This is a genomic window from Domibacillus robiginosus (assembly GCF_000966195.1).
GTDB lineage: Bacteria > Bacillota > Bacilli > Bacillales > Domibacillaceae > Domibacillus > Domibacillus robiginosus.
This window is the reverse complement of the sequence record NZ_LAHL01000005.1, coordinates 1-20,514: the sequence shown is the minus strand read 5'-3', so window position 1 is coordinate 20,514 and position 20,514 is coordinate 1. Positions and strand designations below refer to the sequence as shown.

Annotated in this window: 19 protein-coding genes; 8 read left to right on the top strand and 11 right to left on the bottom strand. The window is 45.1% G+C overall.

Features of this window, described 5'->3' with window-relative positions:
* Positions 1–101: 101 nt before the first annotated feature.
* The 3 genes from VP97_RS03510 to VP97_RS03500 form a co-directional block, all read right to left on the bottom strand.
* The gene (locus VP97_RS03510) at positions 102–788 is read right to left on the bottom strand and encodes a GntR family transcriptional regulator (protein WP_050180299.1); all 687 of its coding nucleotides are present in this window, start codon (positions 786–788) and stop codon (positions 102–104) included.
* Positions 789–1,302: 514 nt separating this feature from the next.
* The gene (locus VP97_RS03505) at positions 1,303–2,181 is read right to left on the bottom strand and encodes an aldose 1-epimerase family protein (protein WP_050180298.1); all 879 of its coding nucleotides are present in this window, start codon (positions 2,179–2,181) and stop codon (positions 1,303–1,305) included.
* A 16-nt stretch (positions 2,182–2,197) separates the two neighbouring features.
* On the bottom strand, positions 2,198–3,256 hold the full coding sequence (locus VP97_RS03500) for an LLM class flavin-dependent oxidoreductase (RefSeq protein ID WP_050180297.1): 1,059 nt from the start codon (positions 3,254–3,256) through the stop codon (positions 2,198–2,200).
* Positions 3,257–4,154: 898 nt separating this feature from the next.
* Between VP97_RS03500 and VP97_RS03495 the strand changes: the two genes are divergently transcribed.
* Entirely contained in the window at positions 4,155–5,141 is a 987-nt protein-coding gene (locus tag VP97_RS03495) for an agmatinase family protein (RefSeq protein ID WP_050180296.1), read from the top strand.
* Positions 5,074–6,336 (top strand): Nramp family divalent metal transporter, encoded by a 1,263-nt coding sequence (locus tag VP97_RS03490; RefSeq protein WP_050180295.1) that lies wholly within the window; start codon positions 5,074–5,076, stop codon positions 6,334–6,336. The genes VP97_RS03495 and VP97_RS03490 overlap by 68 nt, the downstream gene beginning before the upstream one ends.
* A 228-nt stretch (positions 6,337–6,564) precedes the next feature.
* Here the strand turns inward: VP97_RS03490 and VP97_RS03485 are convergent, their stop codons facing one another.
* The 3 genes from VP97_RS03485 to VP97_RS03475 form a co-directional block, all read right to left on the bottom strand.
* The gene (locus VP97_RS03485) at positions 6,565–7,086 is read right to left on the bottom strand and encodes a PTS sugar transporter subunit IIA (RefSeq protein WP_050180294.1); all 522 of its coding nucleotides are present in this window, start codon (positions 7,084–7,086) and stop codon (positions 6,565–6,567) included.
* 28 nt (positions 7,087–7,114) lie between these two features.
* Positions 7,115–8,038, bottom strand: coding sequence for a ribokinase (gene rbsK, locus VP97_RS03480; RefSeq protein WP_050180293.1), 924 nt, complete (start codon positions 8,036–8,038; stop codon positions 7,115–7,117).
* Between the two features lie 72 nt (positions 8,039–8,110).
* Complete coding sequence (locus VP97_RS03475) at positions 8,111–8,380, bottom strand: hypothetical protein (protein ID WP_050180292.1); 270 nt, start codon at positions 8,378–8,380, stop codon at positions 8,111–8,113.
* 165 nt (positions 8,381–8,545) lie between these two features.
* On the opposite strand from VP97_RS03475, the gene VP97_RS03470 reads away from it, so the two are divergent.
* Positions 8,546–10,582 carry a sensor domain-containing protein gene (locus VP97_RS03470; RefSeq protein ID WP_245629823.1) on the top strand — a complete coding sequence of 679 codons (2,037 nt, stop codon included), beginning with the start codon at positions 8,546–8,548 and terminating at the stop codon, positions 10,580–10,582.
* A 13-nt stretch (positions 10,583–10,595) separates the two neighbouring features.
* Here VP97_RS03470 and VP97_RS03465 read toward each other — a convergent pair whose 3' ends face one another.
* The gene (locus VP97_RS03465; protein WP_050180290.1) at positions 10,596–11,066 is read right to left on the bottom strand and encodes a COG4315 family predicted lipoprotein; all 471 of its coding nucleotides are present in this window, start codon (positions 11,064–11,066) and stop codon (positions 10,596–10,598) included.
* Between the two features lie 149 nt (positions 11,067–11,215).
* Here VP97_RS03465 and VP97_RS03460 point away from each other — a divergent pair, with 149 nt between their 5' ends.
* Both VP97_RS03460 and VP97_RS03455 read left to right on the top strand, forming a co-directional pair.
* Entirely contained in the window at positions 11,216–11,836 is a 621-nt protein-coding gene (locus VP97_RS03460) for a hypothetical protein (RefSeq protein WP_050180289.1), read from the top strand.
* Positions 11,837–11,858: 22 nt separating this feature from the next.
* Positions 11,859–12,854 (top strand): TolB family protein, encoded by a 996-nt coding sequence (locus VP97_RS03455; protein ID WP_050180288.1) that lies wholly within the window; start codon positions 11,859–11,861, stop codon positions 12,852–12,854.
* 10 nt (positions 12,855–12,864) lie between these two features.
* Here VP97_RS03455 and mobB read toward each other — a convergent pair whose 3' ends face one another.
* Entirely contained in the window at positions 12,865–13,359 is a 495-nt protein-coding gene (mobB, locus tag VP97_RS03450; RefSeq protein ID WP_050180287.1) for a molybdopterin-guanine dinucleotide biosynthesis protein B, read from the bottom strand.
* A gap of 42 nt (positions 13,360–13,401) precedes the next feature.
* Between mobB and mobA the strand changes: the two genes are divergently transcribed.
* Positions 13,402–13,977 (top strand): molybdenum cofactor guanylyltransferase, encoded by a 576-nt coding sequence (mobA, locus tag VP97_RS03445; RefSeq protein WP_050180286.1) that lies wholly within the window; start codon positions 13,402–13,404, stop codon positions 13,975–13,977.
* 25 nt (positions 13,978–14,002) lie between these two features.
* Here mobA and nasC read toward each other — a convergent pair whose 3' ends face one another.
* Genes nasC through VP97_RS24685 form a run of 3 tightly spaced genes read right to left on the bottom strand, consistent with a single transcriptional unit; the run spans position 14,003 to position 18,545 of the window.
* Positions 14,003–16,114 carry an assimilatory nitrate reductase catalytic subunit NasC gene (gene nasC, locus VP97_RS03440; protein WP_245629822.1) on the bottom strand — a complete coding sequence of 704 codons (2,112 nt, stop codon included), beginning with the start codon at positions 16,112–16,114 and terminating at the stop codon, positions 14,003–14,005.
* Positions 16,115–16,127: 13 nt separating this feature from the next.
* The gene (gene nirB, locus VP97_RS03435; RefSeq protein WP_050180285.1) at positions 16,128–18,395 is read right to left on the bottom strand and encodes a nitrite reductase large subunit NirB; all 2,268 of its coding nucleotides are present in this window, start codon (positions 18,393–18,395) and stop codon (positions 16,128–16,130) included.
* A 21-nt stretch (positions 18,396–18,416) separates the two neighbouring features.
* Positions 18,417–18,545 (bottom strand): hypothetical protein, encoded by a 129-nt coding sequence (locus VP97_RS24685; RefSeq protein WP_281175072.1) that lies wholly within the window; start codon positions 18,543–18,545, stop codon positions 18,417–18,419.
* Positions 18,546–18,737: 192 nt separating this feature from the next.
* On the opposite strand from VP97_RS24685, the gene VP97_RS03430 reads away from it, so the two are divergent.
* Positions 18,738–19,937 carry a nitrate/nitrite transporter gene (locus VP97_RS03430; RefSeq protein WP_050180284.1) on the top strand — a complete coding sequence of 400 codons (1,200 nt, stop codon included), beginning with the start codon at positions 18,738–18,740 and terminating at the stop codon, positions 19,935–19,937.
* A gap of 262 nt (positions 19,938–20,199) precedes the next feature.
* Positions 20,200–20,463 carry a hypothetical protein gene (locus VP97_RS03425; protein WP_050180283.1) on the top strand — a complete coding sequence of 88 codons (264 nt, stop codon included), beginning with the start codon at positions 20,200–20,202 and terminating at the stop codon, positions 20,461–20,463.
* The last annotated feature ends 51 nt before the right edge of the window (positions 20,464–20,514 follow it).

Here is a 20,514-nt window from a genome sequence, read left to right as displayed (position 1 = left end):
TGTTTAAAAGAAAATTCACTGCTATAATGGAGGCTGTACGGCTCTCCATTGGGAGAATATCCGGAAGACAAGCTGACGTGTTGCTTACCAGGCTCTACACGTCAGTTTTCTTTTTTCTTTTTTTCTTTTTCCAATACTCGTTCTACTGACCTCAAAATGTGACTTTTCATCCGTTCCTCAGATAAGTTTTCATCTCCTGCACGGATTGCTTCGTAAACAAGCCGGTGATCGTTAAATCCTGCTTCAATTTCTTCTTCATGTTCATAAGTCCGATCACGAAATGCTTCATCATACGCTACGACATTCATAATCATTTGAAAAATAACCGGGTTTTTTGCCGCTTTTCGGATCATCATGTGAAAATTGGTATTTTCTTTTTTTAAGTGGTCTACCGATTTTTTCTTTACAAGGTTTTCCATTATACTAATTTGGTTTTCTAATTGCATTAGTTCCTCTTTGGTTACTTTCAAAGCAGCAAGTCTAGCTAGAAGGCTGTCTAGATTGGCTCTTAACATAAAAATTTCTTTAATAGAAGTATGAACACCCTCGGAAACGAACGTTCCTTTTCTTGGAAAAGTTTCTACTAAACCTTCATGGCTTAAAATACGAAGTGCTTCTTTTACAGGTGTTGTGCTTGTTCCAATGGCGAGAGCCAGTTCTCTTTCTTTCAATTGCTGTCCCGGTTTTAATTTTCCCGTAACAATCGCCTGCCGTATCGATCCCAGCACAACTTCACGAAGAGACTTTATTTCTTCTGTCTTTACGTTCAAGTTAATTTTCGGCTCCATTTTCCCCCTCCTTTCTTTATAGTGATGTCTGATATATCAGAATATATTGGTATCATAATCAACCAAACATAAAATGTCAATACCCTCATAAAAAACCAATTCTCCCTTTAAACCTTGCAACCGTAAGGGTTTTCAACGATTTCAGATTATAATAAAAAATTTTTTTATCATCGCGCTTTATACTTCATGTCTATCTTTTTAGCAAGAATGTATGTCGCCATACATTCCACAGCAGAATGTTAGCCGCTTTGTTCCATTCCATGTTCTTTTAAAAAAAGTATAATACTGTGATGGACACTTTTACTGTTTGTTTATAAGCCCTGTTGTTTCCATTTCCCAAATGAAAAACTGCCCAGTCTTTCTGACTAGGCAGTTTCTCTTGTTTACTTAAACAGGATTTTTTGGATTCTCCGTTGCACACAGGACGTGTGCCTTCTTAGAGAACTTCACTTAAACAGGATGTTTTGGGTTCTCCGTTGCACACAGGACGTGTGCGTTTTTAGGAGAACTTCACTTATTTAAAGGTAATGGTATAATCAGCTTTAAACCGTCCACCCTTTTCAATCTCGTTTATCCCCAGCTTTTCATTTAGTTTCCCGCTGGCATCGACTGTATCGGCAATGCCATACCATGGTTCAATGCAGACAAACGGCGCCATTTTGCTGGTTTTTTTGTTGTAGCTTGACCAAATGCCGACAAAGGGAAACCCAGCCAGGTCCACTTCTACTCCATGGCCGGTCCGATTTGATCGGAGTGAAACGCGGTCAATGTGGCTGTATATAAAGGCGTCCTGTTCAAACAAGGAGGACTGAATGGAAATCGGCTCAATCGTTTGAAGCGTCTTTTTTTCCCTTGCCATTGAGTTTACCAGCTCATATTGCGTGACCTGTCTGCCCGCTGCCGGCGTAAAGTTCAATGTATATTCTTCCGCTTTTTCTTCCGCTTGAAGCGGTACATTAAAGGCAGGATGGGCACCGATGGAGAAATACATTGTTTTATGATGCTCGTTCCGAATTTCCCAGCGCACATTTAAGGATTCCTCTTTTAATGTGTAGTAAATCATCACTTGAAACCGAAATGGGTAAATGTCAAGGAATGAATCAAGCGGGTCAAAGCAAAAGGCCGCATAATCCTTTCCCCGATCCTGTACGGTAAATTCCACATCTCGTAAAAAACCATGCTGTGGCATTCTGTGTGATTTATCTTCCAGCGTATATCGATCTCTTTTCAGACGGCCGACAATTGGAAACAGCACTGGTGACACACGGCCCCAATACTTGCTGTTACCACTCCACATATAATCCAGACCCGTTTTTTTATGAAACACTTTCCGCACTTCCGCCCCGGACGGAGAAATATTAACGGTTAACGTTTCATTTTCGAGAACAATCATTTCATAGCTCCTTTCCTTATTGCGGCTGTCCGTCCGCTTCCCACTTAGCTATTTCTTCACGTACAATGGGTGCCACTTCCCTGCCAAGCAGTTCAATTGCATTCATCACCAGTTCATGAGGCATCGTGCCCACTGGAACATGCAGCATAAACCGTGTAATACCGACCTTTTTACGAAGGTGAATGATTTTTTGGGCAACCGTTTCTGGATCACCGACATACAGGGCACCATCAAAGCTTCGAGCCGCATCAAAGCTTGCCCGGCTATATGGTCCCCAACCACGTTCCCTGCCCAGCTTATTCATCGCCGCCTGTGTAGACGGGAAAAATAAATCAGCCGCCTCCTCTGTACTTTTGGCTAAAAAGCCGTGTGAATGTGACGCTACTGGCAGAACAGCCGGATCATGCCCGGCATGCACCACTGCTTTTTTATACAGCTCTACAAGCGGGGCAAATTGAACCGGGCTTCCGCCGATAATGGCGAGCACAAGCGGCAGGCCAAGAAGCCCGGCGCGAACGACTGATTCAGAATTGCCGCCGCTGCCGATCCAGACTGGAAGTGAATTTTGCACAGGCCGCGGGTATATACCCAGATTTTGAATCGCCGGCCGGTGTTTTCCCTGCCACGTTACTTTTTCAGCACTTCGAATGTTCAGCAGCAAATCCAGCTTTTCGTCAAACAGTTCGTTGTAATCCTGTAAATCATACCCAAACAATGGGAAAGACTCAATAAATGACCCCCGCCCCGCCATAATTTCGGCCCGACCATTTGACAGGGCGTCAAGCGTCGCAAAGTCCTGGAATACGCGTACCGGGTCGGCTGAAGAAAGCACGGTTACAGCGCTTGTCAGCCGGATTTGTTTTGTTTGCGGGGCTGCTGCGGCCAATACAACAGCCGGAGAAGATGCTGCATAATCTTCACGATGGTGCTCACCCACTCCAAATACATCCAGGCCCACCTGATCAGCCAACACGATTTCCTCGACTACCTGACGCAGCCGCTCAGCGTGCTCAATCACGATGCCTGTCTTTATATCGGGTGTTGTTTCCACAAATGTACTAATCCCAATTTCCATAAAAAAACCTTCCTTCCGTTGCATCGTATCCTTTCTTTTAAAAGTACCATGATCGGTTTAGGCAAGGAAATAATATGGCCTTTCTGGACGAAAAAAAACGGCAGGACAGCCAGATACCTGTTTCTAACCGTCCTGCCGATTTATTGAACCATCGGGGACACTTAAGAATAAAAGTCCATTCCGCGAAGGACGACTATGGCAGTAACAAAAGCAGGGTATGTCATCCTCCTGGTTAAAAAATATAAAGATACAGTAAATCTACTGTATCAGGCTGTAGAAAAGTGATTGATAACCGTCTACATGAATGGGGATAGATCAGCGGCGTCCGGGCAGCTCCGCTTTCCATGGGGCAGGCGCAGAGCCCAGTTGCGCCTGTCGGCTCCACCGGTCTCTGCTGCCCGATAGTCCCATAGGAGTCTGCGCGGCCCTCCCGACGCCAAGTGGCTTGCAACAAAATTGTATAAAACCAATAAGGTCATATTTTTTCTTTTTAAAAAAGAGGAAATGTCTACGCAGTCCTTGGCTGATTGATCTTCAATACCATTTAGTGAAGCAGGCCGGACGAAGACTCCCGCAGGCGCAAGCCGAGGAAGCTCCCGCACTGCCTTAGAATACGCGAAGTCCGGCAGGCTTCACTTATCGGCTCTTTTTTGAAAGAGAAAGATTTTGTCTACACTCTCGATACAGTAAATCTACTGTATGGATTTCCATTCCCCACCTGCGCCAGCTGACAGGGCAAATGTAGCGGCCGCATACATCATTAAGGCTATAACGACCGGACGAATCCCCTCAATGACTGAAATCAAAGCATAGCCTAAACCTTATTCCAAATTCCTGGTTTTCTTCCTTCTTGTTAGGGAAAAAGAAAACCAACCCTTATCATGAAAGGACTGTTTGGATGAGTAACATGATTTATGGAAATACACCTTGTTTTTTAGGGGCACGAAATTTAGCGGCTGATCATCGTTTGGATGAAGTGGATGCGATCGTTTATGGCGTGCCCTGGGAAGGTGCCGTAACCTGGGGAGACTATACAGGCTGTGAACTGGGCCCTAAAGTTATGCGGTTAAGCTCTGGGCGCTATAGCGGCTACCTGCCAGAACTAAATCATATGGATGTGTTTGAGCATATCAGGCTCGGAGATATCGGGGATGTGGATGTAGTACCGGCTGATGTAGAAGAAACCATGACCCGGATTACACAGTTTACCGAACCGCTTTGGCAGAGCGGCAAATTTTTGATCGGGCTTGGCGGCGATCATGGCATAACGTTTCCGATTGTCCGCTCATTGACGAATGTTGGTAAAAAAGTTGGCGTTATTCATTTAGATGCTCACTATGATAATCTTCCATCTCATGAAGGAGACCCCTACGCACGCTGCAGCCCGTTTATGCGGTTGTATGAGCAAGAAGGTGTCCGGAATGAAAGTATCATACATACCGGGATTCACGGCCCCCGAAACAAGCCTGAAAGCGGCCGGAATGCACATAAAGCAGGAGCAGTGACAATTACCGTTAACGACATTCGTGAACATCCCGATTTAAAAGCGCTGGCTCATCGGCTGCATGAACTTGCTTCAAAAGAAGTGGACTGTGTGTATTTAAGTATTTGCAGTGATGTGTTGGATTTTGCTTTTAATCCAGGCGGGCCGGTTGACGGTAACGGATTAACCTCTTATGAATTGCTTACGCTTGTTCATGAAATTGCTAAGCTCGGTATTGCTGGCATGGACTTTGTAGAGGTATATCCGCAGCAGGATCCTTCACAATTGTCTGCCCACTTGTCTTCAACGATTGTTTTATATGCGCTCGCAGGCCATGTGTTACACAAACAACAATCTGAAGGGGCTGGCACCGTTGGCGAAAACATTCAGGGACAGGATTAAATTTATTGGGCCAGGTGCCATTGTCACCGCTTCTTTTATCGGGCCGGGTACCGTGACCACTGCGACCAAAGCGGGTGCTTCTTTCGGATATGCTGTACTCTGGGCCATTGTTTTTTCTATTGTTGCCACACTGATTTTACAGGAAATGACGGCGCGTCTTGGCATTATGACGCAGTCGAGTCTTGGTGACGCGATTCGGGAGCAGTTTACACAGCCCATTTTAAAATATGGAGCAATGTGGCTGGTGATCATTTCTATCCTTGTTGGCTGCTCTGCGTATATCGCTGGCGATCTTCTCGGGACATCACTCGGCATCTCTACTTTAACTGGCGTACCTGAACGTGTGCTTGGCCCGATAGTCGGCATGATCATTTTAATCATTGGACTTACAGGAAGCTACAAAATCATTGAAAAAGTCATGATCTTTCTTATTGCAATTATGAGCATTACTTTTTTAACGACGATGGTGATTGCCAGGCCGGATATAGGAGAAGTCGTCAAAGGAGCATTTGTTCCCACTATTCCTGCCGGCTCTATTATTACGATTGTTGCGTTGATCGGTACTACGGTTGTGCCTTACAACCTGTTTATTCATTCTTCAACTGTGCAGGAAAGATGGAACAAGCCGTCCGATTTAAAAGAATCACGACTTGATATTATCGTCTCCATTGGAATTGGCGGTTTGATTACAGCCGCTGTTTTAATCACTTCGGCTACGATGATTCGCGGCATTGAGGTAGAAAGCGTAGCCGAATTGTCCCTGCAGCTTGAACCGATTCTTGGCAGCTGGGCAAAGATTTTTATGAGCGTTGGCTTGTTTGCAGCTGGCCTTTCTTCTGCCATTGCTTCACCGCTTGGCGCGGCGATTACCATTGGTAGTATTCTGCGCTGGCAGAACGGCATGAAGGACCGTCGTTTTAAGCTGGTTTTTACAGTGGTCATCGTGATCGGCATTGTATCTTCGGCGGTCGGTTTCGAACCGCTGGATGTCCTTCTTTTTGCACAGGCACTAAACGGTATTTTACTCCCCTTTATTTCGATTATGCTGCTAATCATCATGAATAATCAGCACCGTTTAGGCGAATATACAAATTCAGTAAGGGCCAATATCGCTGGCGGACTGGTTGCCCTGGTTTGCACCGGGCTTGGTATTTACAGCTTAATTGATGCAATTCGTTCCTTCATTGGAGCTTGAATGGCTGAAATCTAAAAAAGAAGTCTCAATAATTGAGACTTCCTTCAGGCTGTTGACAAACGCTCACTTTCGGTGTCACTTGCCGGCTGTGAATGCTCATGACCCCTAAAAGGTCACTCCGCTTCCCAGCCGGCCGCTTTCCTTGAAAGCCAAGCGTTTTCAATCAGCCTGCTTTCTAACTTTGTCTACACTCTCAAGGAAGTCTCAACGATTGAGACTTCCTTTACATTATTTAATCTTGACTGTCAGTACAGGTGTTTCACCTGCAACTGCCGTCACATTTTCATGCTTTTCCATCTGCTTAACAAGATCTCCATTAGAGATGATGAGCGGGGTGATAATGCTGGCTGCTTTTTCACGAACAAGTTCGAGACTGTATGTAAGCAGTACATCCCCCTTTTTCACTTGATCTCCCTCTGAAACCTTCACATCGAAGCCTTCCCCCTTCATGTTCACTGTATCGAGCCCAACATGAATAAGAAGCTCCAGGCCTTCTGCCGTTTCTAAACCAATGGCGTGCTTGGTCGGGAACACATTCAGCACTTTTGCATCGGCCGGCGCCACTACTTTTCCTTCCGACGGATTCACGGCAATTCCGTCGCCCATCATTTTTTGAGAAAAAACCGGATCAGGTACTTCTTCTAAGCTGATGACCTCTCCACTCATTGGAGAAACCAGCACGATTTCACCCGTATTTTGCACGGTACTCTCTTCTTCTTTTCCACCAAAAAGCTTGCTTAAAAATCCCATATAGAACCCTCCTTTTTTTCTCTATTCCCTAAAGAACCTTTTTTAAAAACGCTTTTATTTCTTCAAGATACGGCATAGAAACAGCGGTGCCTGCTTTCATGACCGAAAGTGCCGCAGCAGCCTGTCCAAACTGCACAGCGTCTTCTACCTTCATGCCGCTGCTAATAGCATAAGCGAATCCTCCATTAAAAGCATCTCCGGCACCCGTTGTATCAACGACTTCAACAGAGAACCCTTTCATTTGTCGGCCTTTCCCCTTTTCTTTGGACAAAAAAACGCCTCTCCCGCCCATGGTAATGATCACGACGCCGGCACCTTTCTCGTGTAGGATATCCGCTGCACGCTGAGCTGATGCTTCATCGACTACAGTAATTCCTGTTAAACCACGAGCTTCTGTTTCGTTCGGTGTTACATAAGTAACATGACAGAGCCACTCTGCCGGAAATGCTGTGTAGGGAGCAGGATTTAACAGGATGGGTACATCGCACTGAATGGCTTGGTGAATGGCCGCTTCCACAGCTTCGAAATGAATTTCAAGCTGGAGCACAAGAATATCGGCTTGTTCGATTGCCCTGCCTGCCCTTTCTATATCCATGCGGCTCATTTTACCACACGCGCCTGGTGCAATAACAATACTGTTTTCCCCTTTTTCATCAACAGAAATAAGGGCGGTGCCTGTTGCGTCCTGTTCGCTTTTCTGCACAAAGCGAATATCAAATCCTTCGCGCTCGAAGTGCTGCATGGCTTCCTGGCCAAAAACATCAGTGCCAATTTTCGTTATAAAAACAACATCCGCCCCACTCCTGGCCGCTGCGGTTGCCTGGTTTCCGCCTTTACCGCCAGGTCCCATTTGAAAAGGTCCGCCTAAAACGGTTTCTCCAGGTGCCGGCAATTGCGGCGTCCGGATCATCAAATCTGCTACGTAACTGCCTGCTACTGTTACTTGCCCCATTTTATTCACCCCTATGTAAGCATAAAAGAAAGCGGCCTCAAATGCCACCAGCAGGCGGACGAGACCACTTTTTTAAGCCGGGCGTTCTTTATGGAACGCTTTCATTTTTTGAAGAAAGAAATTCTCCTGTTCTCTTCGTTTGCCTTCTAGAAACGTATCTCGATTAATTTCTGTTACAGACGTTACCCCATTATGCTTTACACCTGGCATGTGGGCAGCCTGGTCCATAACAAGCACGGGTGTATAGTGGGCTTCTGTTAACAGGTATCTTGCTACACTAACCTCGTTTCGCTTTCCTACATGACCATAACGTAAAACCACCTTCCAATATTTCCATCCCATATCGATCCCTCCGATTTTATATATTATGTACTCTATACCCATTTCAGTCCAAAAAATATGGAACTGAGCAATAAAATAATAAAGCGAGGCATGTATTCATTGAAAATTTTGGAACATATAGGTAAAATAGACCTAGATAGAACAGAAAGCGAAAGGTTGGAGTCTATGTTAAACCATCTGCACGATGTTTCATCGATTGTCCATGCCCTGGACGAGTGTTTTTCCCTTTCTATTACAAGCAAAGATGGAGTCATCTTATACGTAAATGATCGATTCTGTGAACTGTCAAAATACGACCTGGAAGAAATCATTGGGCAAAAACACTCACTATTTGATTCAGGTCTGTACCCAACTGATCACTTCAATAGCATGTGGCATTTGTTAAAACAGGGGCAGGTTTGGCAAAGCGAGCTGCACAATCGTGCAAAAGATGGGACGATTTACAGTATCAATGCGACCGTCGTGCCTATTCTGGATCAAAATGGTTGCCTGGTAAATTTCCTTTCGATTGACATAGATATCACTGACAAGCATCAAACAGAAAAAGCATTAAAGCAAGCGCAGAAAAATGAATTTCAAACTACAGTCAAGCACTTGCAAAATGCTGTATTTAAATATCGAAAAAATGAAGCAGGCCATATTATTTTAACAATGCTGGAAGGAAAGCTGGCCCAAAAGATGGGCCTGTCGTCCAATTGGCCTAGGGAAAGCCGCCTGGAAGATCTTGTTTCAAAACGTACTTTTTCGTATGCAGCAGGTTATTTGGAACGAGGATTTGCAGGGGAACAGGTAAATTTCGAATTGACTTTGCTTGAATTTGTTTTGCTTGTGCATCTTTCACCGCTTTTTGAAAACGGGAAAGTGACGGAAGTCATCGGCACAGCTATTGATATTACAGAGCGCAAGGAAACCGAAAGACAAGTGAAAAAAATGGCTCATTATGATGACTTAACCGGTCTTGCGAACCGGCGCCAATTTCAAAAAAAGCTGACTGAAACATTACATCATTCAGCGCAGTCACAGGAATCCTTTGCGGTTATGTTCCTTGATTTGGATCGGTTTAAAAACATAAACGATACACTTGGCCACAATACAGGAGATCTCCTGCTTGCAAAAGTAGCCCTTCGGCTTCAAAAGTGTATTAGACGCGCCGATATAGCAGCCCGGCTTGGTGGAGATGAATATGCCATCCTGCTGCCCTCCATTACGCACGAACAAGCGCAGCTGATTGCCGAACGAATTCAAAAAGAGATCAGCCACTTTTTCTTGATTGAAAACCTCGATATTTTCATTAGCACAAGTATCGGCATCAGTATGTATCCACAGGATGGATTAGAGGCAGAAACGCTTATACGCAACGCAGATGCTGCTATGTACTTTGCCAAAGAAAGCGGCAAAAACAATTATCAGTTTTTCACAAGCGATTTGCACCGCGACATGAGTAATAAAATGATGCTTGAACGGGAAATGCACCGTGCCCTTGAGCAGGGGCATTTTCACCTGGATTATCAGCCTCAAATCGATATAAAAACAGGACAAACCATCGGCGTTGAAGCATTGATCCGCTGGAATCACCCGAAAATCGGGCCTGTTTCTCCGGCCGATTTTATTCCGCTTGCCGAAGAAACCGGCCTGATTATTCCTATTGGCACCTGGGTGCTTGAGACTGCCTGTGCTCAAAACAAAGCATGGCAGGAATCAGGACTGCCGCCCGTGTGCATGAGTGTAAATGTGTCACTTCGACAATTTATGCAGAAGCATTTTGCCGAGCAGATAGAGCAGATTTTGCAGCGGACCGGCCTTTCGCCCAAATGGCTGGATGTTGAAATTACCGAGAGTATGACCGCTGATGTCGCTCATGCAGAGCAGGTTTTAAACCGGCTGCGTGATATTGGTGTTCATGTCAGCATTGATGACTTTGGCACCGGCTACAGCTCGCTCAGCTACCTGAGCCGATTCCCCATTACAAAGCTGAAAATTGACCAGTCTTTCGTTCAGGATTTAACAGAACACCATCAAGCAATTGTAAAAACGATCATTGATCTTGCTCAAAATTTAAATTTAAAGGTGATTGCAGAAGGAGTAGAAACCGAGGAACAGGCTCGGCTGCTGCGGGCGTTGAACTGTACGGAAGCACAGGGCTATCTGTATGCAGAGCCGCTTTCTTCTGAAAACATAAAAAAGCGGCTGTCCGGATTATAAGGACAGCCGTTTTTTAGTTTGCCTGTGCTATACGTTCAATGGCGTTGTTAACAGTATACCATTCGTTATCCGCGCTGTACCCGTTCGTTTGACCGGCCATCTGATCACGCGAAAAATAGTATAGTGGGTATCCTTTGTACGTAGACTGCTTTTCACCTGTATCTTTTCGTGTAATAACACCGAAATCGCTCCGGCTGAAGCCTTCTGGTACTTTACTAGAACCAAGGTAAAAAGGCGGCCATTCTTCAAGGCAGTGATTTGTGCAGGCAGAGGCACCCTCTTTATCGTGTATATAATAGTAAAGTGTCATACCAGCCGAATCGGCTAAATATTGTCCTGTTTCTTCTTTTTTCATAACTCGAAGCGGCTCTGTTGGATTTTGAGCAGCATCCTGGGGTTCGTTCATTGGGGCTGACATCTCTTTTGGCTCTTCATCCGCCATACATCCAGACAGCAAAACAACTGCTATCATCCATTTCCACATTCTATCCATCTCCTTTGTAACAAGAGGATATCCTTAAAAGAAGCTTCTTATTCATCGCTGGATATGAAATATTTGTCGATATTTGCATAGCTGCTTTTTTGGTTATATAATTTATTTATGGAAATATAAGGATATGAAAAGGAGCTCTTATGACTACGTTCCCGTCAAAAGAATTGTTTTTCTTTGGCTTGTCCTCCGCTTTTTTTACAACAGCTTTGTACACTGCTCTTCTTTTCGCGAATGGTGACGCGCTTTTTTACTGGATGACGCTCTCACTTGCTGCGTCAGCTTTTTTTCTGTTCACAAGCCGAATTGAAAAACCAAACCCAACACATGTAAGTATTTTACTCGCTGCACAGCTGATTTTATTCTTTTACGGATGGGTTTCTCTGCTTTACCTTGAGCATATCAGCAAGTTTGCTCTGTCGATCATTGTATGGGTGCTTATTGGATTTACTGTTTTTCTTTTTTATCGATTGAATGTAATGGGGAAAAAGCCAAAAATGCTAAAAAGAATTCATGCTTTTTATATTACGACTGGCCTTTTATACGGCGCGGTAACGCTTTTTCTTCTGTTCATTTCTTTTGTCCTGGCAGGTCCTTCTCTTATGCTCCTGCTGCTTCTTATTCCTTTTTTGATTTGGGTTGTGCTTTACAAAGTTCAGCTGGTTCTTTGGAGTAAGGAGGGAAACACCCACGATTGGCTGATGACTTTGCCTTTGATCGGTATTTTATTCATAGGCGCTTACTTTCTTTTGTTTTCTGAATGATTTTAGCAACGGGGGCGAGCCATTGAAAAAGAAAACAGCTTGGATATTGGGCGGATTTTTTATATTGTGGGCTGTCCTGGTGTCAACGGGTATTGCCTTTCAAAAAACAGACGCTGAAAAACAAAATGGGTTAACGGATGTATTTGACCTTTCACCTGCTGGAGACATATTTTATGTAAAACATGAGGACGGTATTCCATCTTTACGAATCTTTTCAGAAAAAAATAAAACAGACAAAGAAGTCACCCGCCTGCCAGCTGACCAGCTGGTTACCGATGTGGATGTGTCACCGGACGGCTCAGCTGCCGCTTTTATTGCTATTCAGGAAGGTGATGTGATAGAAACAGGAGAAGTCCGTACAGACGTTTACATAGTAGATTTTTCTATTGGCAGACAAACGCTTTTATTTAAAGGAAATCAGGCAGCTTCAAGTCTTGAATTCTCAGAAGATGGAAACAGTCTTTACTTCATTGGCTTAGCCAGTGAGCGAGCCCATTCAGACATTTTCCGATATGATTTATCCACTGGTGCGAAAAAACGGCTGACCACATTGAATTCATATAGTATGAGCGGCCTGCATGTCCGCGCGGATGGTACTTCTGCTCTTGTACTGATGCAGGATGAAACGGTTGATATGTTTGAAAGCAAGTCATCTGTCTGGACAGTTTCACTCGATGGCCAGTCTACAGTAAAGCCTTATACAACGCCCAAAACACATCTGGAAGTGACTGATTATGCCTTTCATGAACCAACTGGTGACATGGTGTATCAAGCTGTAGCCAATGAAGAAACAGCCGATACTTTCCAGTACGAGCTGTTTCGGTACAATAACCAGTTAAAGCAGCCGCAGGCGCTCACATCTTTTGGTACATATGCAGGTTCTCCCGTTTTTCATCCCTCTGGGCATACTATTTATTTTATGACCGATCCGAACTTTGCAAAAGGAAAGCCGGATTATCACTTGTTTAAAATGAATCTCGATGGATCCAATAAACAGGAAATTGTGCTTTCCGAGTAAAAGCCGCGCTTTAGTCCAGCGCGGCTTTTCTTAAGATAAATGAAAGGTACTCTTTTTCCTGGTTCAACCGGAATACCGGACAATCAGCTGAGCCTTCAGGGATGTCTCTCCAGCTGATCACACATTGGATATTCGAAAGAGATAAAAGCGGCAGGTCTTCCTCACTGCGAATCAAAACCGCCTTCGGGTACGGTTCTCCTTTGTAGCCTTCTATAAAAATGAAGTCTACTGGAAAAGAGCTGTATAAACTAAGAATCTGCTGCAGCGTCCATTGATCCTGTGTAATGGCTATCTGCAGGACTCCTTCTCCTTCTACACCAGCTATAACGGCTCCCGCCTGCTGGTGTCTGGCGCTGTCTTTCTGCCCATCCGGCATACCTCCGTGACCGTGATGCTTAATGGACGCAACACGTGCCCCGCGCGCAGCGGCCGCCTGGATTAGCTTTTCCATCAATGTGGTTTTGCCGCTGTTTTGATAGCCTACTACTTGAAATACATTTTTCATGAAAGCAACCTCCGCGTTATAATAGCTTCAGGAGTGATAAAGATGAAAACAGCCGGTATTGTACTTGCCGGCGGCCAGTCATCACGATATGGCCGCCCAAAAATGTTTGAGCGATATAAAGAAAAGCCTTTTTACGAGCATAGTGTAGATGCGCTTCGGGCCAATGGGCTGCAGCCAATTATTCTTTCTACAAACCGTTTCCTTGCTGACCGGTTTGATCGGGCTGGATTCGAGCTGGTGGTGGAAACCACTACGCATCAAGGTCCGCTCTTTGCTCTTCATCATGTTATCTCGCAGTTTAAAGAGCCTGAGTGGTTTGTTGTGCTTTCCGCTGACATTCCCTTTGTAAGAGAAGCGTTTATCAGGCAGTTGCTTTTACATCGTCATCCTGATTATAGCGCGATTGTGCCAGCAGAAGGAGCGAAATTGCAGCCGCTTGTCGCTTTATACCACCGGCGCTGCCTTCCTTACATGAATGAAACGTTAGGAGAAGGAAAAAAAAGCTTACTGGCGCTTTTACACAGGATTCCTTTTAAAACAGTTTCTTTTCAAGATGAGCCGTCCTTTATCAACATTAATACACCACTTGACTTTCACAAATACAAAGAAAACCAATAAAAAAAACAATCCAAAACGGATTGTTTTACCTTGCCGCTAAAACAGGTGTAACTTTGGCCGCGCATACCTTGAAGCCAGGCATTTTACAGGACGGATCCAGGGCTTCGCTGGTCAATTTATTTACATTTTGAATACCATCCCAGTGCATAGGCATAAAAATCGTATCTTCACGAATCGTTGCCGCCAGCTTGCTGCGGACGATGACTTCACCACGTCGGGATTGCACCTTCACAAGCGCATCGTCTTCAATTTTTAAGCGCCGGGCTGTTTTAGGATGAATTTCTACAAATGATTCAAACTGCCGCGCTTCAAGCGTAGGGCTTTTATGTGTCTGCACCCCTGTTAAATAGTGTCCAAGTACCCGGCCGGTCGTTAAGGTAAGTGGATATTCTCCCCCTGCTCGTTCTTTCGGAAACTCATTCGGCACTGGAACCATTACGGCCCTTCCATCCGGCTTTGGAAACGATGTTTCAAACAGCCTTTTTTCACCTGAATGCTCCAGCGATGGACAAGGCCAATAAATACCTTCTTCTTTGCGAAGCCGGTCGTAGGTAATACCATAATAATCGGCAATGCCGCCTTTGCTTGCCAGACGGAGCTCTTCAAAAATTGCTTCAGCGTTTTTATAAGAAAAGTAAACGCCTTTGCCCATGAGCGTAGCAATATCGGAAAGGATTTCCCAATCTTGCTTGGCGGACCCTGGCGCTGGACGAGCAGCTTCCCGAAGCAGCACACGTCCTTCTACATTCGTCAATGTTCCTGTATTTTCCAGATAAGCAGCAGCAGGCAAAATTAAGTCTGCCAGCTGGGCAGTCTCTGAGAAAAGCATATCAGCTACAACAAGGAAGTCCAGCTTCCTCAGCCCTTCTTCTACAAAGTTTGCGTTTGGATTGGAGACAATCGGATTTGACCCCATTAAAAATAGCGCGCGAATTTCCTGGGCATGTATTTTTTCCATCATTTCATACGCAGATACACCTTTGCCCGGCAGACTGTCAGGTTCAACACCCCACACTTTGGCTATATAAGCACGATGCTCATCATTTTCAATCGACCGGTAGCCCGGCAGCTGGTCTGCTTTTTGGCCATGCTCCCGTCCTCCCTGCCCGTTCGCCTGGCCTGTAACCGCTCCATAGCCGCTCCCCGGCTTGCCAATTTTGCCTGTGACAAGCAGCAGATTAATAAAATTCCGCACAGCCATTGCTCCATCTGTTTGCTGTTCTACGCCCCGGGCCGTTAAAATCATTCCGGAGGCGGCCTGACCAAATTTCCGGCCTGCTTCTTCGATATCCGCTTGAGGCACACCTGTGAAAGCGGCGATATCCTCAAGCTTATGTGAATCGATATGCTCTTTTACTTCTTGAAATCCCGTTGTACGCGCAGCTAAAAATGCTTCGTCTATAAATCCGCCATCTACAATGACTTTCAACAGACCGTTAGCAAGCGCAGCATCCGTGCCTGGTTTTACTTTCAAATGCAGATCTGCCATTTCAGCTGTCGAGGTGCTGCGCGGATCAATAACGATCATAAACGCGCCATTTTCTTTTGCATCTCTAAAGTAGGGCATCAATGTCGGCTGGCATTCAGCAATATTGGTTCCCGCCAGAATCAAACAGTCCGACTTCCTTACTTCCGACAGCGGATTGGTTAGCCCACGGTCAACGCCAAACGCCTGGTTGCCAGCTGTGGCCGCCGCTGACATGCAAAATCGGCCGTTGTAATCAATATACTTCGTCTGAAGGGCTACCCGTGCAAATTTTCCGAGTGTATAAGACGTTTCATTGGTTAGCGAGCCGCCTCCATATACGCCAATCACATCACGGCCGAATTGATGTTGCAGTGCTGTAAACTGCTCTGCAATTTTTTTGTACGCTTCTTCCCATGAAACCGGCACGAAACGGCCGTTTTTTTTCATTAGCGGTTCCGTAATTCTTTCACCTGTCAGTGCATGCTGATAAGCGTTCAGTCCTTTAATACAAAGACGGCCTTCTGAAGCTGCATTTTGTTTTGGCTCAACATGATAAGTGCTCTGCCCCTTTTCTATTGTTTCTGTGATCGTCATTTTACATTGAACGCTGCAAAAAGGACATTGTGTTTCCATCACCGTTTTCATTGCGTTTTCGACTGCTGTTTCCATCTTCTCACCTGCTTTACAAGGCAGCGGCTGCCTGTTGATTTTGAACGGATGACTCTCGACGTTTTCGTCTTAACATTTCTTCGCGAATCAATGTTAAACCAAGCCGCTCGGCCCAGCTGTCCATTTTTTCTCCATAAAATGCCGATATACGATAATACGTAAGCAATGCTTCTGTCATTTGAACAGCTTCCTCCGGCTTCATGGCCACATAAAGCCGTTCACCCGATATATACAATTCCCATCCGCCTGGTGCCCCGATTAAGCCAATGTTTTCTCCGTGTGCCTCGGCTTCATCATCAAGGCCCGAGGAAATAGCAATTGTCAATTCAGTCGGAAAGATGAACGATTCAAGCCGCTCCTCCAGCTGCATACCCAGGGTTAACGAATCATGAAGTGCATGCTTTGCATAACGTATACCCGCACATGTGCCGACAGCGCGAAGCCCTGTTCCACATGGAAACACAGCAGAAGAAAGTGCTTTTCTCACATCGGAAATCGCCTGCTCTTCAATGCCATAAAGCTCCATTCTTGGCCCAGCTGCAAGCTTCACAAGCGGGATATTATACTTTTCTACTACGTCTGCAATGACTCGAAGCTGCTCGGCTCCTGTAATGCCGCCATACATACGCGGAGCTGCCATATAGGTTCCATCTGCAGCCCGTTCCTCCACAATATCCGGAATAAGATTGCTGTGTACACTCATGTAATAGTGAAGAGCCGGTCGACATACATCACACCCTCCATCTGATTCCCAGCCAAGCCGGCTCATCAGCTGAGCGTCCGAATCGTTCGGGTAATGCTGTACTGCTTGAATCACATCTCCGTGTTCAGCATTGGTACATGCGCAGATTGGTTCTTTTTCTATTTCCTTTTCTGCTCCGTTTCTTTTAATAAAATCAAGAATATCTGCTACAACCGGACGGCAGCCTCCGCAGGAACCTGACGCTTTCGTACACGCTTTTACATCTTCAACACTTTCAAGCGACTGCTCGCAAACAACTTCTATAATCTTTCCTTTTGATACACCGTTGCATGCGCAGACAATATTATGATCAGCCATAGCGGCAATTTGTTCATCTTTGCTGTCATTGCCCTGGGCCATTTCTCTTTCAAGCACTTTATAACTTGTTTTCTTTTGAATCATCCCAAGCAGCCGGGCACCTTCTGATATATCGCCGAACAATACGGCACCGGCAATTTTACCGTCTCTTATGACAATTTTTTTGTATGTGTTATGAATACCGTCTATCCATTGCATCGACTGTGTTTCATCGCTATCCATAAATTCCCCTGTTGAAAAAACATCGACACCAGATACTTTTAATTGTGTAGAAAGTACAGATCCCTGATAGCCTGGATGCTCCTGGTCACACAGAGCGGCAGCCAGCGCCTTACCCTGTTCATACAAAGGCGCCACTAGACCATATACGAAGCCGCGATGCTCTGCACATTCCCCAACCGCGTATATATGCGGAATGTTCGTGCGCATGTAGTCATCCACCACAATAGCCCGATTTACTTCAATGTCTGTACCAGCAGCGACTCCCGTATTTGGCCGAACGCCAACAGCCATCACGATCAAATCAGCTTCACGCCAGCTTCCATCTGAAAAGCGAATTCCTTTCACCCGTTTATGGCCGGTAATTTCTGATGAATGTTTTTGAAGCAGAAAGTTCATTCCCTGCTCCTCCAGCTCCCTTTGAAGCATACGGGCAGCGACTGGATCAAGCTGCCGATCCATAATATAGTCGCCGATATGCACGACGTCTACCTTCATACCTAAATTAAGAAGCCCGCGAGCTGCCTCAAGACCAAGAAGCCCGCCGCCAATAACGATAGCTTTTTCGTATTTTTGGGAAGCTTTAACCATTTTCTCGCAGTCATATATATCGCGAAACGCGGTTACGCCTTCTTTTTTAGCGCCCGGAAGCGGTAGCATAAACGGTAGAGAACCCGTTGCAAGAATTAATTCATCATACGGCACCAAACGCTCTTTGGAGGTTACAACATATTTTTGATTTGTATTAATTTGTACGACTGGCTCACCTGTATAAAGAGTAATTTCGTTTGCCTCATACCATGACCAGTCATTTAAGGTGATGCTTTCGACCGTCGTATCTCCTTGAAGAACTTTAGACAGTAAGATTCGATTGTAGTTTGGATGCGGCTCCTTCCCAAATATCGTAATCTCAAATTTATCTGGCTGAATCTTTAAAATTTCTTCTACCGCACGAACACCGGCCATCCCGTTTCCAACCACAACTAGCTTTCTTTTGTTCATGGAGAAACCCCTCTCTTCTTTTTAGTCCGCTTTGAAGGCCGGGTTCCAATACGTTTCGTTCCCCGTAAATGATGTATGCAGTGATTGGGCCGATTCTGTGCAGGCATCTCCGTTCGCTATCCATACCCACATCATCGTTATGATTTTCATCATGATCACTCCTTTTTTCGTGTCAGCTTAACTAACACAATATAAAACGTTTTTTCGAAAGTCAATCAGATTTTTTTGATTTTTTAAAATAATTAGTAAGGTTTTCTAACAAGTATATGGAAAGTATCTTTTCACACACCTACACTAACGGTAAGCAACTTATCCACTACTTAACGTGAAGGAGAGGAACACATGAAACTAGCAGAATTAAAAAAAAGCGGCCATGCACCATCTTTACTGGCGTCGTTTTTGTACTTTGACATCAGCTTTATGATTTGGGTTATGCTTGGAGCACTCGGGGTCTATATTACGCAGGACTTTGGCCTTTCCCCTTCTCAAAAAGGATTGATTGTGGCGATTCCAATTTTGGCCGGCTCTTTTTTCCGTATTATTCTCGGCATCCTAACAGATCGAATCGGTCCTCGTAAAACCGCTATTGGCGGCATGACCGTAACCATGATTCCTCTTTTATGGGGATGGCTTTTCGGAAATTCCATGACAGAGCTTTATTTTATCGGCCTTTTGCTTGGGGTTGCCGGCGCAAGCTTTTCCGTTGCACTGCCCATGGCAAGCCGCTGGTATCCACCTCATCTTCAAGGGCTGGCAATGGGCATTGCCGGCGCTGGAAACAGCGGAACTGTACTGGCAACCCTGTTTGGTCCGCGCCTGGCAGAGGTATACGGCTGGAATGGCGTGATGGGCCTTGCTCTTATTCCTCTTACACTCGTTTTTATTACGTATGTACTTATTGCTAAAGATGCGCCGACACAGCCGGAGCCTCAGCCGATTATCAACTATTTTAAAGTGTTTAAACAGCGGGATACCTGGTATTTTTGTTTACTGTACAGTGTGACATTCGGTGGATTTGTAGGGCTGACCAGCTTTTTAAGTATTTTCTTTGTGGATCAATATGGTTTAACCAGTGTTCGCGCAGGTGATTTCGTCACGCTTTGCGTAATTGCCGGAAGCCTGTTCCGTCCCGTCGGTGGGATGATTGCTGATAAAATCGGTGGAGCTGCACTGCTTAAATTCTTATTTATCGGTGTAGCAGTCATGATGTTTGGCGTTAGCACGCTGCCTTCCTTAACAATCGTTACTATTATGTTATTTATCGGCATGATGTGCCTTGGGATGGGGAACGGCGCTGTATTCCAGCTTGTTCCACAGCGGTTTCAAAAGGAAATCGGCATGGTAACAGGCGTTGTTGGTGCCGCTGGCGGTGTAGGCGGATTTTTTGTTCCTAATATTTTGGGTACATTAAAACAAATGACCGGCACATATGCAGCCGGATTTACAGTTTATGCAGTCATTGGTATTGCTGCTCTTATCCTATTAATAGTGGCACAAATTTCGTGGCGTAAAGCTTATGCGATAAAGGAAGAATCAGCTTAATGCACTTTCCCAAAGTCAGCTGAGCCGGCATTTTACCGGCTCGGCTGTTTATTGTTGGATGTTCAAACGATAAAGGGAACAGATTCATATAATAAGGAAAGGGTTTAACTTTTTGGGTAGGCTGAACGAGCGGTTTCTAGCTCCTGAACGAAAAGTACCGCTTGATATTATGTAAGTTTATTTGAATTGCTGGATGTTTGTCCGTTGCGGAAAGGAAGGCTGATGCATTTACTATTTGTATAGAAGCGTGGAGGTGAAAAATATGCGTCGTCATGTTCGTCCAATCGTCTGTCCGCCGCAATGCGTAATAAAAGATACGTATATTAAACGTGAAATTCCAGTTATTCATCCAGTGGTGACGATTAATCGTCAGCACATTGTAAACGTACCACGCCACATCTATCAGCCGATCACACGTAACGAAGTTGTTGATCCCGGTTACCCAGGAAATAACTGGGGATGGGGCCCTGGTTCTGGTTCTAATCCTGGCCATACCCGTGGATGCGGATGCGGATGCCGTCGTTAAAAGAAAAATCCGGCCTTATTTTAATAGGCCGGATTTCAGACTGTAGACAAA